The sequence below is a fragment of the Flagellimonas lutimaris genome, assembly GCF_051494225.1.
GTDB lineage: Bacteria > Bacteroidota > Bacteroidia > Flavobacteriales > Flavobacteriaceae > Flagellimonas > Flagellimonas lutimaris_A.
The window spans coordinates 140,595-155,685 of sequence record NZ_JBNPYE010000006.1; the positions used below are offsets into that span (position 1 = coordinate 140,595).

General features: G+C 40.4%; 29 protein-coding genes. All 29 read right to left on the minus strand.

All coding sequences use genetic code 11. The features are described 5' to 3' along the window. Nucleotides 1–96 precede the first annotated feature (96 nt). Nucleotides 97–1,209 carry a glutamine-hydrolyzing carbamoyl-phosphate synthase small subunit gene (carA, locus tag ACQQ5U_RS12750; protein ID WP_437398067.1) on the minus strand — a complete coding sequence of 371 codons (1,113 nt, stop codon included), beginning with the start codon at nt 1,207–1,209 and terminating at the stop codon, nt 97–99. A gap of 97 nt (nt 1,210–1,306) precedes the next feature. After that, on the minus strand, nt 1,307–1,813 hold the full coding sequence (gene rplQ / locus ACQQ5U_RS12755) for a 50S ribosomal protein L17 (RefSeq protein WP_437398069.1): 507 nt from the start codon (nt 1,811–1,813) through the stop codon (nt 1,307–1,309). A 60-nt stretch (nt 1,814–1,873) separates the two neighbouring features. After that, nucleotides 1,874–2,866: a DNA-directed RNA polymerase subunit alpha gene (locus ACQQ5U_RS12760; protein WP_437398070.1), complete on the minus strand. Its 993-nt coding sequence runs from the start codon at nt 2,864–2,866 to the stop codon at nt 1,874–1,876. 21 nt (nt 2,867–2,887) lie between these two features. Then, nucleotides 2,888–3,493, minus strand: a complete 606-nt coding sequence (gene rpsD / locus ACQQ5U_RS12765; RefSeq protein ID WP_437398071.1) for a 30S ribosomal protein S4 — start codon at nt 3,491–3,493, stop codon at nt 2,888–2,890. A 108-nt stretch (nt 3,494–3,601) separates the two neighbouring features. Further along, nucleotides 3,602–3,994, minus strand: a complete 393-nt coding sequence (rpsK, locus tag ACQQ5U_RS12770; protein WP_437398072.1) for a 30S ribosomal protein S11 — start codon at nt 3,992–3,994, stop codon at nt 3,602–3,604. Between the two features lie 102 nt (nt 3,995–4,096). After that, nucleotides 4,097–4,471 carry a 30S ribosomal protein S13 gene (gene rpsM / locus ACQQ5U_RS12775; protein ID WP_437398074.1) on the minus strand — a complete coding sequence of 125 codons (375 nt, stop codon included), beginning with the start codon at nt 4,469–4,471 and terminating at the stop codon, nt 4,097–4,099. A gap of 2 nt (nt 4,472–4,473) precedes the next feature. Continuing rightward, entirely contained in the window at nt 4,474–4,590 is a 117-nt protein-coding gene (gene ykgO, locus ACQQ5U_RS12780) for a type B 50S ribosomal protein L36 (RefSeq protein ID WP_010519235.1), read from the minus strand. 4 nt (nt 4,591–4,594) lie between these two features. Continuing rightward, nucleotides 4,595–4,810, minus strand: a complete 216-nt coding sequence (infA, locus tag ACQQ5U_RS12785) for a translation initiation factor IF-1 (protein WP_014031991.1) — start codon at nt 4,808–4,810, stop codon at nt 4,595–4,597. 3 nt (nt 4,811–4,813) lie between these two features. After that, entirely contained in the window at nt 4,814–6,157 is a 1,344-nt protein-coding gene (secY, locus tag ACQQ5U_RS12790) for a preprotein translocase subunit SecY (protein WP_437398077.1), read from the minus strand. Nucleotides 6,158–6,167: 10 nt separating this feature from the next. Continuing rightward, complete coding sequence (gene rplO, locus ACQQ5U_RS12795; RefSeq protein WP_437398079.1) at nt 6,168–6,620, minus strand: 50S ribosomal protein L15; 453 nt, start codon at nt 6,618–6,620, stop codon at nt 6,168–6,170. Nucleotides 6,621–6,633: 13 nt separating this feature from the next. After that, nucleotides 6,634–6,813, minus strand: coding sequence for a 50S ribosomal protein L30 (rpmD, locus tag ACQQ5U_RS12800; RefSeq protein ID WP_119606790.1), 180 nt, complete (start codon nt 6,811–6,813; stop codon nt 6,634–6,636). Between the two features lie 12 nt (nt 6,814–6,825). Next, a complete protein-coding gene (gene rpsE / locus ACQQ5U_RS12805) occupies nt 6,826–7,350 on the minus strand; it encodes a 30S ribosomal protein S5 (RefSeq protein WP_119606789.1) in 525 nt (174 codons plus the stop codon). 6 nt (nt 7,351–7,356) lie between these two features. Beyond that, nucleotides 7,357–7,710: a 50S ribosomal protein L18 gene (gene rplR, locus ACQQ5U_RS12810; protein ID WP_414460910.1), complete on the minus strand. Its 354-nt coding sequence runs from the start codon at nt 7,708–7,710 to the stop codon at nt 7,357–7,359. Nucleotides 7,711–7,721: 11 nt separating this feature from the next. Next, nucleotides 7,722–8,264: a 50S ribosomal protein L6 gene (rplF, locus tag ACQQ5U_RS12815; protein WP_437398081.1), complete on the minus strand. Its 543-nt coding sequence runs from the start codon at nt 8,262–8,264 to the stop codon at nt 7,722–7,724. Between the two features lie 19 nt (nt 8,265–8,283). Further along, entirely contained in the window at nt 8,284–8,682 is a 399-nt protein-coding gene (gene rpsH, locus ACQQ5U_RS12820) for a 30S ribosomal protein S8 (RefSeq protein WP_119606786.1), read from the minus strand. An 18-nt stretch (nt 8,683–8,700) separates the two neighbouring features. Then, on the minus strand, nt 8,701–8,970 hold the full coding sequence (gene rpsN, locus ACQQ5U_RS12825; protein WP_014031999.1) for a 30S ribosomal protein S14: 270 nt from the start codon (nt 8,968–8,970) through the stop codon (nt 8,701–8,703). Between the two features lies 1 nt (nt 8,971). Beyond that, nucleotides 8,972–9,523: a 50S ribosomal protein L5 gene (rplE, locus tag ACQQ5U_RS12830; RefSeq protein WP_108246819.1), complete on the minus strand. Its 552-nt coding sequence runs from the start codon at nt 9,521–9,523 to the stop codon at nt 8,972–8,974. Between the two features lie 2 nt (nt 9,524–9,525). Beyond that, nucleotides 9,526–9,837 (minus strand): 50S ribosomal protein L24, encoded by a 312-nt coding sequence (rplX, locus tag ACQQ5U_RS12835; protein WP_437398083.1) that lies wholly within the window; start codon nt 9,835–9,837, stop codon nt 9,526–9,528. Nucleotides 9,838–9,853: 16 nt separating this feature from the next. Continuing rightward, complete coding sequence (gene rplN, locus ACQQ5U_RS12840) at nt 9,854–10,222, minus strand: 50S ribosomal protein L14 (protein WP_014032002.1); 369 nt, start codon at nt 10,220–10,222, stop codon at nt 9,854–9,856. A gap of 2 nt (nt 10,223–10,224) precedes the next feature. Beyond that, nucleotides 10,225–10,482, minus strand: coding sequence for a 30S ribosomal protein S17 (gene rpsQ, locus ACQQ5U_RS12845; protein WP_014032003.1), 258 nt, complete (start codon nt 10,480–10,482; stop codon nt 10,225–10,227). Nucleotides 10,483–10,495: 13 nt separating this feature from the next. Next, nucleotides 10,496–10,687 carry a 50S ribosomal protein L29 gene (gene rpmC / locus ACQQ5U_RS12850; RefSeq protein WP_100816201.1) on the minus strand — a complete coding sequence of 64 codons (192 nt, stop codon included), beginning with the start codon at nt 10,685–10,687 and terminating at the stop codon, nt 10,496–10,498. 19 nt (nt 10,688–10,706) lie between these two features. After that, the gene (gene rplP, locus ACQQ5U_RS12855; RefSeq protein WP_119606784.1) at nt 10,707–11,126 is read right to left on the minus strand and encodes a 50S ribosomal protein L16; all 420 of its coding nucleotides are present in this window, start codon (nt 11,124–11,126) and stop codon (nt 10,707–10,709) included. Nucleotides 11,127–11,146: 20 nt separating this feature from the next. After that, entirely contained in the window at nt 11,147–11,857 is a 711-nt protein-coding gene (gene rpsC / locus ACQQ5U_RS12860) for a 30S ribosomal protein S3 (protein ID WP_437398086.1), read from the minus strand. A 9-nt stretch (nt 11,858–11,866) separates the two neighbouring features. Then, complete coding sequence (gene rplV, locus ACQQ5U_RS12865; protein WP_163626142.1) at nt 11,867–12,274, minus strand: 50S ribosomal protein L22; 408 nt, start codon at nt 12,272–12,274, stop codon at nt 11,867–11,869. A gap of 7 nt (nt 12,275–12,281) precedes the next feature. After that, complete coding sequence (rpsS, locus tag ACQQ5U_RS12870; protein WP_014032008.1) at nt 12,282–12,560, minus strand: 30S ribosomal protein S19; 279 nt, start codon at nt 12,558–12,560, stop codon at nt 12,282–12,284. Between the two features lie 11 nt (nt 12,561–12,571). Beyond that, nucleotides 12,572–13,396 carry a 50S ribosomal protein L2 gene (rplB, locus tag ACQQ5U_RS12875; RefSeq protein ID WP_437398089.1) on the minus strand — a complete coding sequence of 275 codons (825 nt, stop codon included), beginning with the start codon at nt 13,394–13,396 and terminating at the stop codon, nt 12,572–12,574. Nucleotides 13,397–13,405: 9 nt separating this feature from the next. After that, nucleotides 13,406–13,696, minus strand: a complete 291-nt coding sequence (gene rplW / locus ACQQ5U_RS12880; RefSeq protein ID WP_119606780.1) for a 50S ribosomal protein L23 — start codon at nt 13,694–13,696, stop codon at nt 13,406–13,408. 7 nt (nt 13,697–13,703) lie between these two features. Next, complete coding sequence (gene rplD, locus ACQQ5U_RS12885) at nt 13,704–14,333, minus strand: 50S ribosomal protein L4 (protein ID WP_437398090.1); 630 nt, start codon at nt 14,331–14,333, stop codon at nt 13,704–13,706. Next, a complete protein-coding gene (gene rplC, locus ACQQ5U_RS12890; RefSeq protein WP_437398092.1) occupies nt 14,333–14,950 on the minus strand; it encodes a 50S ribosomal protein L3 in 618 nt (205 codons plus the stop codon). The genes rplD and rplC overlap by 1 nt, the downstream gene beginning before the upstream one ends. Nucleotides 14,951–15,091: the final 141 nt, after the last annotated feature.

Below are 15,091 nucleotides of genomic sequence, written 5' to 3' on the forward strand. Positions count from 1 at the left end.
GTGATTATTGGGCTAAGATACAAAAGGTGTCGTTTTTAACTCCATGAAATTACTCACAAAACGCACTTAATTGCTTAAAAACAAAACTATAACGTTTTAGTTTTTCCTAGCCTTGATCAAATCAAAGAACTGGTCGAACAGATAATCTGCATCGTGTGGTCCAGGACTTGCTTCTGGGTGGTATTGTACCGAGAATACATCTTTGTTTTTCATTTTAATTCCAGCCACGGTTTGATCGTTCAAATGCGTATGGGTGATTTCCAACTCGGCATTTGCTTCGGTTTCTTCCCTATTTACAGCAAATCCATGGTTTTGTGAGGTAATTTCTCCTTTTCCGCTCATTAGGTTTAGGATAGGGTGATTGATACCTCTATGCCCATTGTGCATTTTATAGGTTGAAACTCCGTTGGCCAATGCCAAAACTTGGTGTCCCAAACAAATGCCGAACAATGGCTTGTCAGAAGCAATCATTTCTTTGGTCGCTGCCACGGCATCGGTTAAAGGTTCCGGGTCACCAGGGCCGTTGGAGATAAAATATCCATCAGGATTCCACTCCTCCATTTCATTGTAAGATGTATTGTAAGGGAAAACTTTTATATAGGCTCCTCTTTTTGCCAAGTTTCTTAGTATATTTTTCTTGATCCCTATGTCAAGTGCCGAAATTTTGTATTCGGAGTTTTCATCACCGTAGTAATATGGTTCTTTGGTGGAAACCTTTGATGAAAGTTCCAAACCTTCCATGCTAGGTACTTGCTTCAACTCTTCTTTCAATGCATCAATGTCGTCCACTTTTGTAGAGATCAGGGCATTCATGGCTCCATTATCCCTAATGTAGCTCACCAAAGCACGGGTGTCCACATCGGAAATGGCCAATAAGTTATTCTTGTCCAAGAACTCCAATAGGCTCATATCAGCACTGGGTCTTGAATAATCGTAACTGAAGTTTTTACAGATAAGACCGGCAATTTTAATAGAATCGGATTCAATTTCATTAACATTGGTTCCATAATTACCAATATGTGCATTGGTAGTAACCATTAATTGCCCGTAGTAAGATGGGTCCGTAAAGATTTCCTGGTAACCTGTCATCCCAGTATTGAAACAAACTTCCCCTACTGCGGTACCTTCTCTTCCTCCAACGGCCTTACCATAAAATATGGTTCCGTCCGCCAACAAAATCAACGCTTTTTTCTTTGTGTGATACTTCATTTCGTGCTCTAGTTTCAGTTAAGATAAAAAAACATAAAAAAAGGATAAGTTTTCACTTATCCTTTTTCCTAAAATATAATAGTTAATAACATTCTTCTTATTCTTCAGAATCGTCAGTTTTAGTTTCGGCCGCTGGAACTGGTGCTTCAGCTTTTTTGTCGCCTCCGCCTCCTCTTCTACTTCTTCTGGTCGACTTCTTCTTAGGCTTACCTGCGTTGTATATCTCGTTGAAATCCACCAATTCGATCATGGCCATATCAGCGTTATCTCCCAAACGGTTACCCAATTTAATGATCCTTGTGTAACCTCCCGGTCTGTCGCCAACTTTCTCGGCAACCGTGCTGAACAATTCTGTTACGGCCTCCTTACTTCTCAAGTTACTAAAAACAACCCTTCTGTTATGCGTACCTTTTTCGGTAGTTTGGTTGTTCTCAATCTTTGCTTTAGTAATCAAAGGCTCGATGAACTTTTTCAATGCTTTGGCTTTTGCAACCGTGGTATTGATTCTTTTATGCTCTATTAGGGAACTACCCATGTTGGCCAACATAGCCTTTCTGTGGGCGGCTGTTCTACCTAAGTGATTAAACTTCTTTCCGTGTCTCATTGTTCTAAGTTATCATCTTGCTACCAAATCCCAGTTAATCAGGAGAGCAAAATATGATTATTAATCTTTATCTAATTTGTATTTGGAAAGGTCCATACCAAATTGTAGGCCTTTATTGATTACTAATTCTTCCAATTCGGTCAAAGATTTTTTACCGAAGTTTCTGAACTTCATCAAATCGTTTTTGTTGAAGGAAACCAAATCTCCCAAAGTATCCACTTCGGCAGCTTTAAGACAGTTCAACGCCCTTACGGACAAGTCCATGTCTACCAATTTAGTTTTCAACAACTGACGCATATGCAATGATTCCTCATCGTAGGTCTCGGTTTGAGCGATTTCGTCGGCTTCCAACGTAATGCGCTCATCAGAGAACAACATAAAGTGGTGAATCAAAACTTTAGCAGCCTCGGTCAAAGCATCTTTTGGGTGAATAGAACCATCGGTGATGATTTCGAAAACCAATTTTTCATAATCGGTCTTTTGCTCTACCCTATAGTTTTCGATGCTGTATTTAACGTTCTTTACAGGAGTATAAACAGAATCAACCGCAATGCTTCCCAAAGGTGCATTGGATTTTTTGTTTTCCTCTGCAGGAACATAACCACGACCTTTTTCGATAACAATTTCCATGTTGATGCTCACTTTAGGATCCATGTTGCAGATTACCAAATCTGGATTCAACACTTGGTATCCCGAGATGAACTTCTGGAAGTCACCGGCGGTCATTTGTTCTTTTCCACTAACGGAAATAGATACAGTTTCGCTCTCAACATCATCAATCTGTCTTTTGAACCTAACTTGTTTAAGGTTCAAAATCATTTCTGTCACGTCTTCAACAACGCCAGGTATAACAGAAAATTCATGTTCAACTCCATCTATGCGTACAGAAGTGATGGCAAAACCTTCCAAAGAGGAAAGTAATACCCTTCTCAGCGCATTCCCAACTGTTAATCCATAGCCAGGTTCCAACGGGCGAAATTCAAATTTCCCATCGAAATCTGTTGAATCTATCATTATAACTTTATCGGGCTTCTGAAAATTAAGTAATGCCATAATTGGATTAATGTTGAATTCTTATTTAGAGTATAATTCGACGATCAGCTGCTCCTTGATATTCTCAGGGATCTGAAGTCTTTCTGGAACGGCAACAAATGTACCTTCTTTCTTTTCAGAGTTCCATGTGATCCATTCGTAAACGCTGCTATTGTTAGCCAACGAGTCCTCAATAGATTGTACGGATTTTGATTTTTCCCTAACACCAACAACATCGCCTGCTTTTAGTGAATAGGATGGAATGTTTACTACCTGTCCATTTACTGTAATATGACGGTGGGATACCAATTGGCGCGCTCCTCTTCTTGAAGGGGAGATTCCCATTCTGTATACTACATTGTCCAAACGACATTCGCACAACTGAAGTAAAACCTCACCTGTAACACCTTCTTTTCTTTTGGCTTCCGCAAAAAGGTTACGGAATTGCTTCTCCAAAATACCATAAGTGTATTTTGCCTTTTGCTTCTCCATCAACTGGATTGCATATTCAGACTTCTTACCACGACGCCTGTTGTTACCGTGTTGTCCTGGAGGGTAATTTTTCTTTTCGAATGACTTGTCGTCTCCGAAAATCGCTTCTCCAAATTTTCTAGCGATTTTTGTTTTTGGTCCTGTATATCTTGCCATCTTCTTTTAGTTTGAAAGTGCGATTATGAATTAAGGCTTATCCTTCGATAATCTAACTGCACCTTCGGGTGAAGACCCTTTTGGGGCCCATTATTAATTAAATGATAATTAAACTCTTCTTCTTTTTGGTGGTCTACAACCGTTGTGTGGAAGTGGGGTAACATCTATGATTTCTGTTACCTCTATTCCTGAGTTGTGAATGGAACGGATAGCTGATTCCCTACCATTACCAGGTCCTTTTACATAAACCTTCACTTTTCTCAAACCTGCTTCGTGAGCAACTTTAGCACAATCCTCTGCTGCAACCTGAGCTGCGTAAGGAGTGTTCTTTTTTGAACCTCGGAATCCCATTTTCCCAGCGGAAGACCATGAAATAACATCACCTTTCTTATTGGTAAGGGAAATAATGATGTTGTTGAAAGATGCAACAACGTGCGCCTCTCCTGTAGATTCTACCACTACTTTACGCTTCTTAGCTGTTTTAGTACTTGCCTTTGCCATATTTTTTAGTTTCTAGTGTTAGCTTTTAGTTATTGGAATCCTAGACTTTTACATTTCAAACAGATTCTTCTAACGTCTAAATACTAATGACTACTATCCGTATTATTTAGTTGCCTTTTTCTTGTTAGCAACAGTTTTTCTTTTTCCTTTTCTGGTCCTAGAGTTGTTCTTGGTACGTTGACCTCTTAAAGGCAATCCAGATCTATGGCGAATTCCTCGGTAACAACCAATGTCCATCAAACGCTTGATGTTCATTTGAGTTTCTGAGCGAAGCTCACCTTCAATTGTGAAAGACCCTACGGCTTCCCTGATTTTTCCGATTTCATCATCAGTCCAATCAGAAACCTTAGTATCTTCACTTACTTGGGCTGCTGCCAAAATTTCTTGCGCCCTACTTTTACCTATCCCGAAAATGTAGGTAAGCGAAATAACGCCACGCTTTTGTTTAGGTATATCTACCCCTGCAATTCTTGCCATAATTACCCTTGTCTTTGTTTAAATCTAGGATTCTTTTTGTTGATTACGTACAATCTGCCCTTTCTGCGAACAATTTTGCAGTCGGCACTCCTCTTCTTTATTGATGCTCTTACTTTCATGTAACTAGTATCTATAAGTAATTCTTGCTTTTGTTAAATCGTATGGACTCATTTCCAACTTTACCTTATCCCCAGGAAGCAACTTAATGTAGTGCATACGCATTTTCCCGGAAATGTGTGCCGTTACCACGTGCCCATTTTCTAATTCTACTCTGAACATTGCATTAGACAATGCTTCAATAATAGTCCCGTCTTGTTCTATTGCTGGTTGCTTTGCCATAAATTATGCTACTTTTCTGTTTTTACCGGTTTTCATTAAGCCGTCGTAATGCCTGTTCAACAAATAAGAATTTACTTGCTGTACAGTATCTATCGCCACACCAACCATAATTAACAGTGATGTACCTCCATAAAACAATGCCCATCCGGCCTGTACGTCCATCAATTTTACAACCACCGCAGGCAACACGGCCAACAGTGCTAAAAAGACAGAACCAGGTAATGTAATCAAGGACATTATTTTGTCCAAATAGTTTCCTGTTTCTTTTCCTGGGCGAATACCCGGGATGAAACCACCACTTCTCTTTAAATCATCTGCCATTTTATTGGTAGGCACGGTGATTGCCGTATAGAAGTATGTGAATATTATAATCAATACTGCAAATAGGAGGTTGTAAGCCAACCCAAAAATATCAGCGAACTGCACTTCCATCCATTGTCCTGCAGCAGTATCGTTAAACGTTCTACCAATTAAACTTGGTGCGAACATAATTGCCTGTGCAAAAATAATGGGCATTACTCCAGACGCATTCAATTTAAGTGGAATGTACTGACGTGCTCCCATTACGTTCTTTTCGTATCCGCCAGAAGCTGTTCTCCTTGCGTACTGAACAGGAATTTGTCTAACCGCCATTGTCAAGTAAACACTGGCCAAGATTACCAAGAACCAAACTATTACCTCGATCAACATAAACATGATTCCTCCGGTATTGTTGGTCGTTCTTGAAACAAATTCTTGTGCAAATGCTTGTGGCAATGTTGCGATGATACCAACCATAATCAATAAAGAAATACCGTTTCCGATTCCCTTATCGGTGATTTTCTCACCCAACCACATTGCAAATACACATCCTGTTACCAATATAATAACAGCCGGCACGATAAAATCCAAACCTTTACCCAAAACAAATGCACTATCTGGAACACCTAGGGCGCCAAGACCGTACAAATAGGCAGGGGCCTGAACAATACAGATACCTATCGTTAACCAACGAGTTATCTGATTGATGGTTTTTCTACCGCTCTCTCCTTCTTTTTGTAGTTTTTGTAAATAAGGAATCGCAATTCCCATTAATTGCACCACAATAGAGGCAGAGATATAGGGCATAATACCCAAAGCGAACACCGAGGCATTCGCAAAAGCACCACCCGTAAAAGCATTAAGAATACCCAAAATACCGTTTTCTGTATTTGAGGATAATTGGGCCAATTGGGCAGTATCAATACCAGGAAGAACAATTTGGGCTCCGAATCGGTATACCAATAACAATCCTAGTGTAAGGATGATTCGTTGTCTTAGTTCATCTATCTTCCAAATATTGGATATGGTCTCAATAAATTTCTTCATGCTATATTTCTTATAAATTTATTGCCTCACCTCCAGCCGACTCAATAGCAGCTTTAGCGGAAGCAGTAAATTTATGTACAGATACTTTTAGAGAAGCTTTCAATTCACCGTCTCCCAATATCTTTACCAAATCGTTTTTGTGGGCCAAACCGTTTTCGATTAGTGTTTCCAAAGTTACTTCGTTTTTCACGGTTCCTTTGTCCACCAATTCTTGAAGTTTGCCCAAGTTGATACCCGTGTACTCTTTCCTATTTATGTTTGTAAAACCAAACTTAGGTACACGTCTTTGCAACGGCATCTGACCACCTTCGAAACCAATCTTCTTGGAGTAACCAGATCTAGACTTGGCTCCTTTGTGTCCACGGGTAGAAGTACCTCCTTTACCGGAACCTTCTCCACGTCCTACACGTTTTCCTTCTCTGTGCACAGCGCCATCCGCTGGTTTTAGATTATTCAAATCCATGTGCCTTTATATTTTAAGCTTCCTCTGTGGAAACCAAGTGTTTTACCTTATTTACCATTCCAAGGATACTAGGTGTTGCCTCGTGTTCAACTACCTGTCCGATCTTACGCAATCCAAGAGCCTCCAAAGTTCTCTTTTGGTTCTGTGGCTTTTTGATGCCGCTCTTTACTTGTTTAACCTTAATCTTTGACATAATATCCTTTATTTATCCTTTAAAGACTTTTTCCAAAGAAACTCCTCTTTGCTTTGCAACGGTGTCAGCACTTCTCAATTGCAACAATGCATCGAAAGTAGCTTTTACAACGTTGTGCGGGTTGGAAGATCCTTGTGATTTAGACAGTACATCCTGTACACCTACAGCTTCCAATACGGCTCTTACAGCTCCACCGGCAATTACCCCGGTACCATGTGATGCAGGCTTGATGTAAACGCGTGCTCCACCGTATTTCCCTTTTTGCTCGTGAGGCAGTGTTCCTTTGTTCAATGGAATACGAACCAAGTTTTTCTTGGCATCCTCGATAGCTTTAGCGATAGCTGTGGCAACTTCTTTGGATTTTCCCAAACCATGTCCAACAACTCCGTTTTCATCACCAACAACAACAATTGCTGAAAAACCAAAGGCTCTACCCCCTTTTGTTACCTTGGTAACCCTTTGTACTCCAACCAAACGGTCTTTCAACTCCAGTCCACCTGGCTTTACTGTTTCTACGTTTTTGTATTTCTGGTACATAGTTTATTAGAATTTTAGTCCTGCTTCCCTAGCTCCTTCAGCCAATGATTTTATTCTTCCGTGATATAGGTTTCCTCCCCTATCAAAAGCTACGGCTTCAACACCAAGCTTAAGAGCTTTTTCAGCTATGGCCTTACCCACGTTGGTTGCAATCTCGGACTTAGATCCTTTGGAGTCGACATCCTTGTCTCTGGATGAAGCCGCCGCCAAAGTTACACCTTTATCGTCGTCAATCAACTGTGCGTATATTTCTTTATTGCTTCTGAACACAGACAACCTTGGTCTTGCTTCAGTTCCGAAGGATACTTTTCGTATTCTTCTTCGGATGCGTAATTTTCTTTCAGTCTTAGATAATCCCATAGTCTTAATTATTAAGCTGATTTACCTGCTTTTCTTCTTAATTGCTCACCTACAAACTTCACACCTTTACCTTTGTAAGGTTCTGGCTTACGGAAACCTCTAATTTTAGCGGCTACCTGACCTACCAATTGCTTGTCGTGAGATGTTAGTTTTACGATAGGGTTCTTCCCTTTTTCAGAGATAGTCTCAATCTTAACTTCTGGAGCGATATCCAAAACAATGTTATGAGAGAATCCTAGGGCCAAATCCAATTTTTGTCCTTGGTTGCTGGCTCTGTAACCAACCCCTACAAGTTCCAATTCCTTGGTCCATCCATTGGATACACCTTCTACCATATTATTGATAAGAGCGCGGTATAAACCATGCTTTGATTTAGTTTCCTTGGAATCAGAAGGTCTTTCCAAAACAACGTTTCCGTCCTCAACTTTTATGTCAATTCCCGAAAACTCTTGGGTAAGTTCTCCCAATTTACCTTTTACAGTAACAACGGAATCCTTTACTTCTATAGTGACTCCATCAGGAATTTTAACTGGACTGTTACCTATTCTTGACATTTTTCTTCTCTTTTCTCAATTAATATACGTAGCACAATACCTCGCCACCTACGTTCTCATGCTGGGCCTGCTTACTTGTCATTACTCCGTGAGAAGTAGACACGATGGCGATTCCCAAGCCATTCAATACTCTAGGCAAATCGTTAGAGTTTGAATACTTACGCAGACCGGGTTTACTTACCCTCTGCAATTTTTTAATGATAGGCTCCTTGGTAAATTTATCGTACTTAAGGGCTATTTTAATATTGCCCTGTACTTTATCTTCCTCGAATTTATAGCTCAAAATATATCCTTGATCGAACAATATTTTGGTAATCTGTCTCTTTAGATTGGAACCAGGGATATCTACAACCCTATGACCTGCCATGTTGGCATTTCTCAATCTGGTCAAATAATCTGAAATTGGATCTGTAAGCATTTCTTTTCTTTATCTAAATTACCAACTTGCCTTTTTAACTCCAGGAATCAACCCTTTATTGGCCATTTCTCTGAACATTACTCTCGATAAACCGAAAGTTCTCATGTAACCACGAGGTCTACCTGTTAATTTACAACGGTTTCTCATGCGAACAGGAGAAGCGTTCTTTGGCAACTTCTGCAAAGCCTCATAATCTCCCGCCTCCTTAAGAGCCTTTCTTTTTTCGGCGTATTTTTCTACCATTTTAGCCCTTTTTCTTTCACGGGCTTTCATTGATTCCTTGGCCATACTAGTTCTTTTTAAAGGGTACTCCCAGTTCGGTTAACAATGATTTTGCTTCTTTATCAGTTTCAGCGGAAGTAACAAATGTGATGTCCATTCCGTTGATTCTGTTAATTCTATCTATATTGATTTCTGGAAAGATGATTTGTTCGGTAACTCCCAAATTGTAGTTACCTCTACCGTCGAAACCTGTAGCTTTAACACCAGAGAAATCACGAACCCTAGGAAGGGCACTTGTAATCAATCTATCCAAAAACTCGTACATGCGTTCTCCTCTTAGGGTCACTTTAGCGCCAATTGGCATTCCTTTTCTCAATTTGAACGTAGCAACGTCCTTCTTGGAAAGGGTAGCGACCGCTTTTTGACCTGTAATGTTGGTCAATTCATCTACTGCATGATCAATCAATTTCTTATCGGAAACAGCAGCACCGACTCCACGGCTAACTACTATTTTTTGCAACTTAGGAACTTGCATTACGTTCTTGTAACCAAATTCTTCGGTTAGCGCCTTGATCACGCGCTCCTTATACTCTTGCTTTAATCTTGGAATGTAACTCATGACTAAATTACTTCATTGGATTTTTTGGAAAACCTTACTTTCTTACCATCCCTTACTTCGTATCCTACTCTAGTGGTTTCACCAGATTTTGGATCCATCAAGGAAAGATTGGAAATGTGTATTGGAGCTTCCTTTTTTGTTATGCCTCCTTGAGGGTTGTTAGCACTTGGCTTTTCGTGTTTGGACACCTCATTGACGCCTTCCACGATAGCCTTGTTCTTTTCACGGTCTACTTGAAGTACTTTACCTTCACTGCCTTTGTGGTCTCCCGCAATGACTTTTACCGTGTCCCCTGTTTTTATTTTCAACTTCATCTCTGTGATATTTCTTTTATAGCACTTCAGGCGCCAATGAAACAATCTTCATGAATTGTCTGTCCCTCAACTCTCTGGCAACAGGACCAAATACACGAGTTCCTCTCATCTCCCCTGTCGGGTTCAACAACACACATGCGTTATCGTCGAAACGGATGTAAGAACCATCTGGTCTTCTCACTTCCTTCTTAGTTCTTACAACAACTGCTGTAGAAACAGAACCTTTCTTTACAGTACCGTTTGGAGTAGCTTCTTTTACGGTAACAACAATTTTGTCACCTAAGGAAGCATATCTCCTCTTTGTTCCTCCTAGTACGCGGATGGTCAATACTTCTTTTGCACCGGTATTGTCCGCAACTCTTAATCTTGATTCTTGCTGTACCATAATTATTTAGCTCTTTCTAGGATTTCTACCAACCTCCAGCACTTTGTCTTACTGAGTGGCCTAGTTTCCATTATTTTAACGGTATCACCTTCGTTGCAATCGTTCTTCTCGTCGTGGGCAACATACTTCTTGGTCTTCAGAACGAATTTCCCGTACATAGGGTGCTTCACTCTTTTTACCTCAGAAACCACTATCGATTTCTCCATTTTGTTGCTGGTAACAACGCCTATTCTTTCTTTTCTTAAATTTCTGTTTTCCATAAGGCAGAACCGATTATTGTAATTCCCTTTTAGTTAATTCAGTTGCAAGTCTTGCTACCGTCCTTCTTGTCTTTCTGATCTGTAAAGGATTTTCCAAAGGAGTAACAGCGTGTGCCATTTTAAGATCAGCGTGTTGTTTTTTCAACTCAGCCAATCTCTCCTTTAGCTCTTCAATTGAAAGTTCTTTTATTTCTGATTGTCTCATCTTTCTTCTCAATTAAAAATTAGGCGGAATAATCCCTAGCCACAATAAACTTGGTTTTAACCGGTAGTTTTTGTGCTGCCAGCCTCAAGGCTTCCTTAGCAACATCCATGGGTACACCACCGACCTCGAACATGATTCTTCCAGGCTTAACTACGGCAACCCAATATTCTGGAGCACCTTTACCTTTACCCATACGAACCTCAAGAGGTTTTTTGGTGATAGGCTTGTCCGGGAATATTTTGATCCACAACTGACCTTGTCTTTTCATGTATCTTGTCGCAGCGATACGTGCAGCCTCTATCTGACGGGAAGTAATGAAGTGCGAATCCATAGACTTGATACCGAACATTCCATTGGAAAGCTGGTGTCCTCTCTGGGAGATTCCCTTCATACGCCCTTTCTGGGCTTTACGAAATTTTGTTCTTTTTGGCTGTAACATTTTACCTTACTTTATCTTAATTACTTTCTACGACGGGATTTCTTGTTATCCTTCCCGCCTTTTCCTTGACTCTTGCTCAATCCTACCAATGGGGAAAGATCTCTTTTACCATATACCTCTCCTTTCATGATCCATACCTTAATGCCCAATCTACCGTAAGTAGTGTGAGCTTCGTGCAAGGCATAGTCCACATCTGCACGGAAAGTAGATAATGGAATTCTTCCTTCTTTGTAAGATTCGGAACGCGCCATTTCAGCGCCGTTCAAACGTCCGGAAATCTGAATCTTGATACCTTCAGCATTCATACGCATTGCTGCTGCGATAGCCATTTTAATAGCTCTTCTGTATGAAATCCTGCTTTCAATTTGTCTTGCAACACTTGCAGCTACCAAGTTTGCATCAAGTTCAGGTCTCTTAATCTCGTGAATATTGATTTGAACCTCTTTGTTGGTAATCTTCTTAAGCTCTTCCTTAAGTTTATCCACCTCTTGTCCACCTTTACCGATAATAATACCAGGTCTGGACGTGGTAATGGTAATGGTGATCAATTTCAAGGTTCTCTCTATAATAACCCTAGATACACTAGCCTTCGCCAAACGTGCATATAGGTATTTTCTGATTTTATCGTCTTCAGCCAGTTTATCGCCGTAATCATTTCCTCCATACCAGTTGGATTCCCATCCTCTGATAATTCCTAAGCGATTTCCTATTGGATTGGTCTTCTGTCCCATAATATTCTTCTAGCTTTGAACGTTGTTATTGGCCTCCAAAATCATAGTAACATGATTGGAACGCTTTCTGATTCTATGTGCTCTACCCTGTGGAGCTGGTCTCAACCTTTTCAACATAGTCCCTCCGTCTACACGAATTTCTTTGATGTAAAGATCAGCAGCTTCGATATCAGCACCCTCATTTTTAGCTTCCCAGTTAGCAATAGCAGAAAGTAAAAGTTTTTCTAGCTTTCTGGATGCTTCTTTTGGGTTGAACCTTAGGGTAGCCAATGCCATCTCAATTTGCTTCCCTCTTACCAAGTCAGCGACCAAACGCATTTTTCTTGGAGAAGTTGGGCAATTGTTAAGCTTTGCAATAGCAAGTTGCTTCTTCTCTTCTTTTAACCTTTCGGCCATTTCTCTTTTACGAACTCCCATAGCTTACTTACTTTTTACCTTTGTTTTTAGCTCCTGCATGACCTCTAAAAGATCGTGTAGGTGAAAATTCCCCAAGTTTGTGACCCACCATATTTTCAGTAACAAAAACAGGAACGAATTGTCTACCGTTATGTACCGCGATGGTTTGCCCAACAAAGTCTGGCGTTATCATTGAGGCCCTAGACCATGTTTTGATAACTGATTTTTTACCTGATTCTATATTGGCCTGGACTTTTTTCTCCAGACTAAAATGAACGTATGGTCCTTTTTTTAACGAACGTGCCATTTACTTTTCTTTTATTTCTTTCTACGTTCTATGATATATCTATTGGTGTCCTTAGTCTTGGAACGAGTTCTAAATCCTTTAGCAGGAATACCGTTCTTAGATCTTGGATGACCTCCTGAAGCCCTACCTTCACCACCACCCATTGGATGATCGACAGGGTTCATAGCTACAGGTCTAGTTCTTGGTCGTCTACCCAACCATCTGCTTCTACCAGCTTTACCGGAAACCAGTAATTGGTGGTCGGAGTTGGAAACCGCCCCGATAGTGGCCAAACAAGTAGCCAAAATCAATCTTGTTTCTCCTGAAGGCAATTTCAAGGTCACGAACTTACCATCCTTCGCCATCAACTGAGCAAAAGTTCCAGCACTACGCGCCATAATTGCTCCTTGACCAGGCCTTAATTCTATACAAGACACAATAGTACCCAATGGAATCTCACTCAATGGAAGTGCGTTTCCAATCTCAGGCGCAGATCCAGAACCAGATGTAACTGTCTGACCCACCTGCAATCCGTTTTGAGCAACTACATATCTTTTTTCACCATCCTTGTATTCCACCAAGGCGATAAATGCAGTTCTATTAGGATCGTATTGGATAGAAACCACAGTAGCTTCTACACCTTGTTTATCCCTTTTGAAATCGATGATTCGATATCTTCTCTTATGACCACCACCTCTGTGACGCATGGTCATTTTTCCTTGACTGTTCCTACCACCTGACTTTTTTAACGGAGCAAGCAAGCTTTTTTCCGGCTTATCAGTAGTAATCGCGTCAAATCCGTTTACTACTCTAAAACGCTGTCCAGGGGTTATCGGTTTTAATTTTCTAACTGACATCTCTCGTCTTTATAGATTACTGTAAAAATCAATAATATCACCTTCAGCCACATCAACAATTGCTTTTTTGATCGCATTTGTTTTGCCATGCTGAATTCCGGTTTTTGTATAACGACTCTTACGCATTGGACCATAGTTCATGGTTCTTACCTTTTCAACAGAAACACCATAAGTAGCCTCTACCGCTTCTTTGATTTCCAACTTGTTAGCACTTGGGTTAACAAAGAAACCATAGCGATTGAAAAGCTCGCTGTCAGCGGTCATTTTCTCCGTAATTATCGGTTTTATCAACACACTCATGATACTTTTATTTCTTTAGGTTCGATTCAATTCCTTCCAAAGCGCTTTCGGTCAATACTAAACTTGTTGCGTTAACAATTTTGTAAGTATTTAATTCTGAGCCTGTTACAACTTCGGAACGTTCCAAATTACGCGACGACAAATATACGTTATTATTTGAATCGCCCAACACAATAAGGGACTTTTTATTTTCTATCCCCAAGGAGGACAAGAATTTAACAAAGTCCTTGGTCTTCGGAGCCTCAAAACTGAAGTCTTCCACAACCACTAAAGATTTTTCTTTAGACTTTAAGCTCAAGGCAGATTTTCTTGCCAATCGCTTCATATTCTTGTTCAACTTTTGGGTGTAATCCTTTGGTCTAGGACCAAAAATTCTACCACCACCTCTAAATACAGGTGATTTAATACTACCTGCTCTCGCAGTACCAGTACCTTTTTGTTTTTTGATCTTTCTGGTACTACCAGCGATCTCCGCTCTTTCTTTGGCTTTGTGATTTCCCTGTCTCTGATGGGCCAGGTACTGCTTTACATCCAAATAAATAGCGTGCTCGTTAGGCTCTATGGCGAAAACATCGTCAGAAAGGTCTACCTTTCTACCTGTCTCTTTTCCTTTGATATCTAAAACTGCAACCTTCATTACTTCTCAATTGTTACGTAAGCATTCTTATGACCTGGAACACATCCTTTAACTACCAAAAGATTTTTCTCAGGAACCACTTTCAATACTTTCAAGTTTTGAACTGTCACTCTATCACCACCCATTCTACCGGCCATACGCATACCTTTCACAACTTTAGAAGGGTAAGATGCTGCACCGATGGAACCTGGAGCTCTCAATCTGTTGTGCTGACCGTGGGTCGCTTGACCAACTCCAGCGAAACCATGGCGTTTTACAACACCCTGGAATCCCTTTCCTTTTGATGTACCAATTACATCAACAAATTCTCCTTCTACAAATAAATCGACACCTACGGTATCTCCTAATTTGTATTCTCCTTCAAACCCCTGGAACTCAATGACTTTCTTTTTAGGAGAAGCACCTGCTTTTTTGTAGTGACCTGTTTCGGCCTTGTTAGCACGTTTTTCTGCCTTGTCATCGAAACCAAGTTGAAGGGCACTGTACCCGTCCACCTCTTCGGTTCTGACTTGGGTAACCACGCATGGCCCAGCTTCCAATACGGTACATGGAACGTTCTTTCCATTCTCGTCGAAAATGCTGGTCATACCGATTTTCTTACCTATTAACCCAGACATATTTAATTAATTAACAATTATTTACTTTTTATAACTCTAGCCAATTTCTTGGCAAAAAAATTGGGTCAAGAAAAACATTCTGTTCTGACCCAGATTTTTTTCTTTCTCCGTTTTTCCCGAACCATCGTTCGGGACATGTTG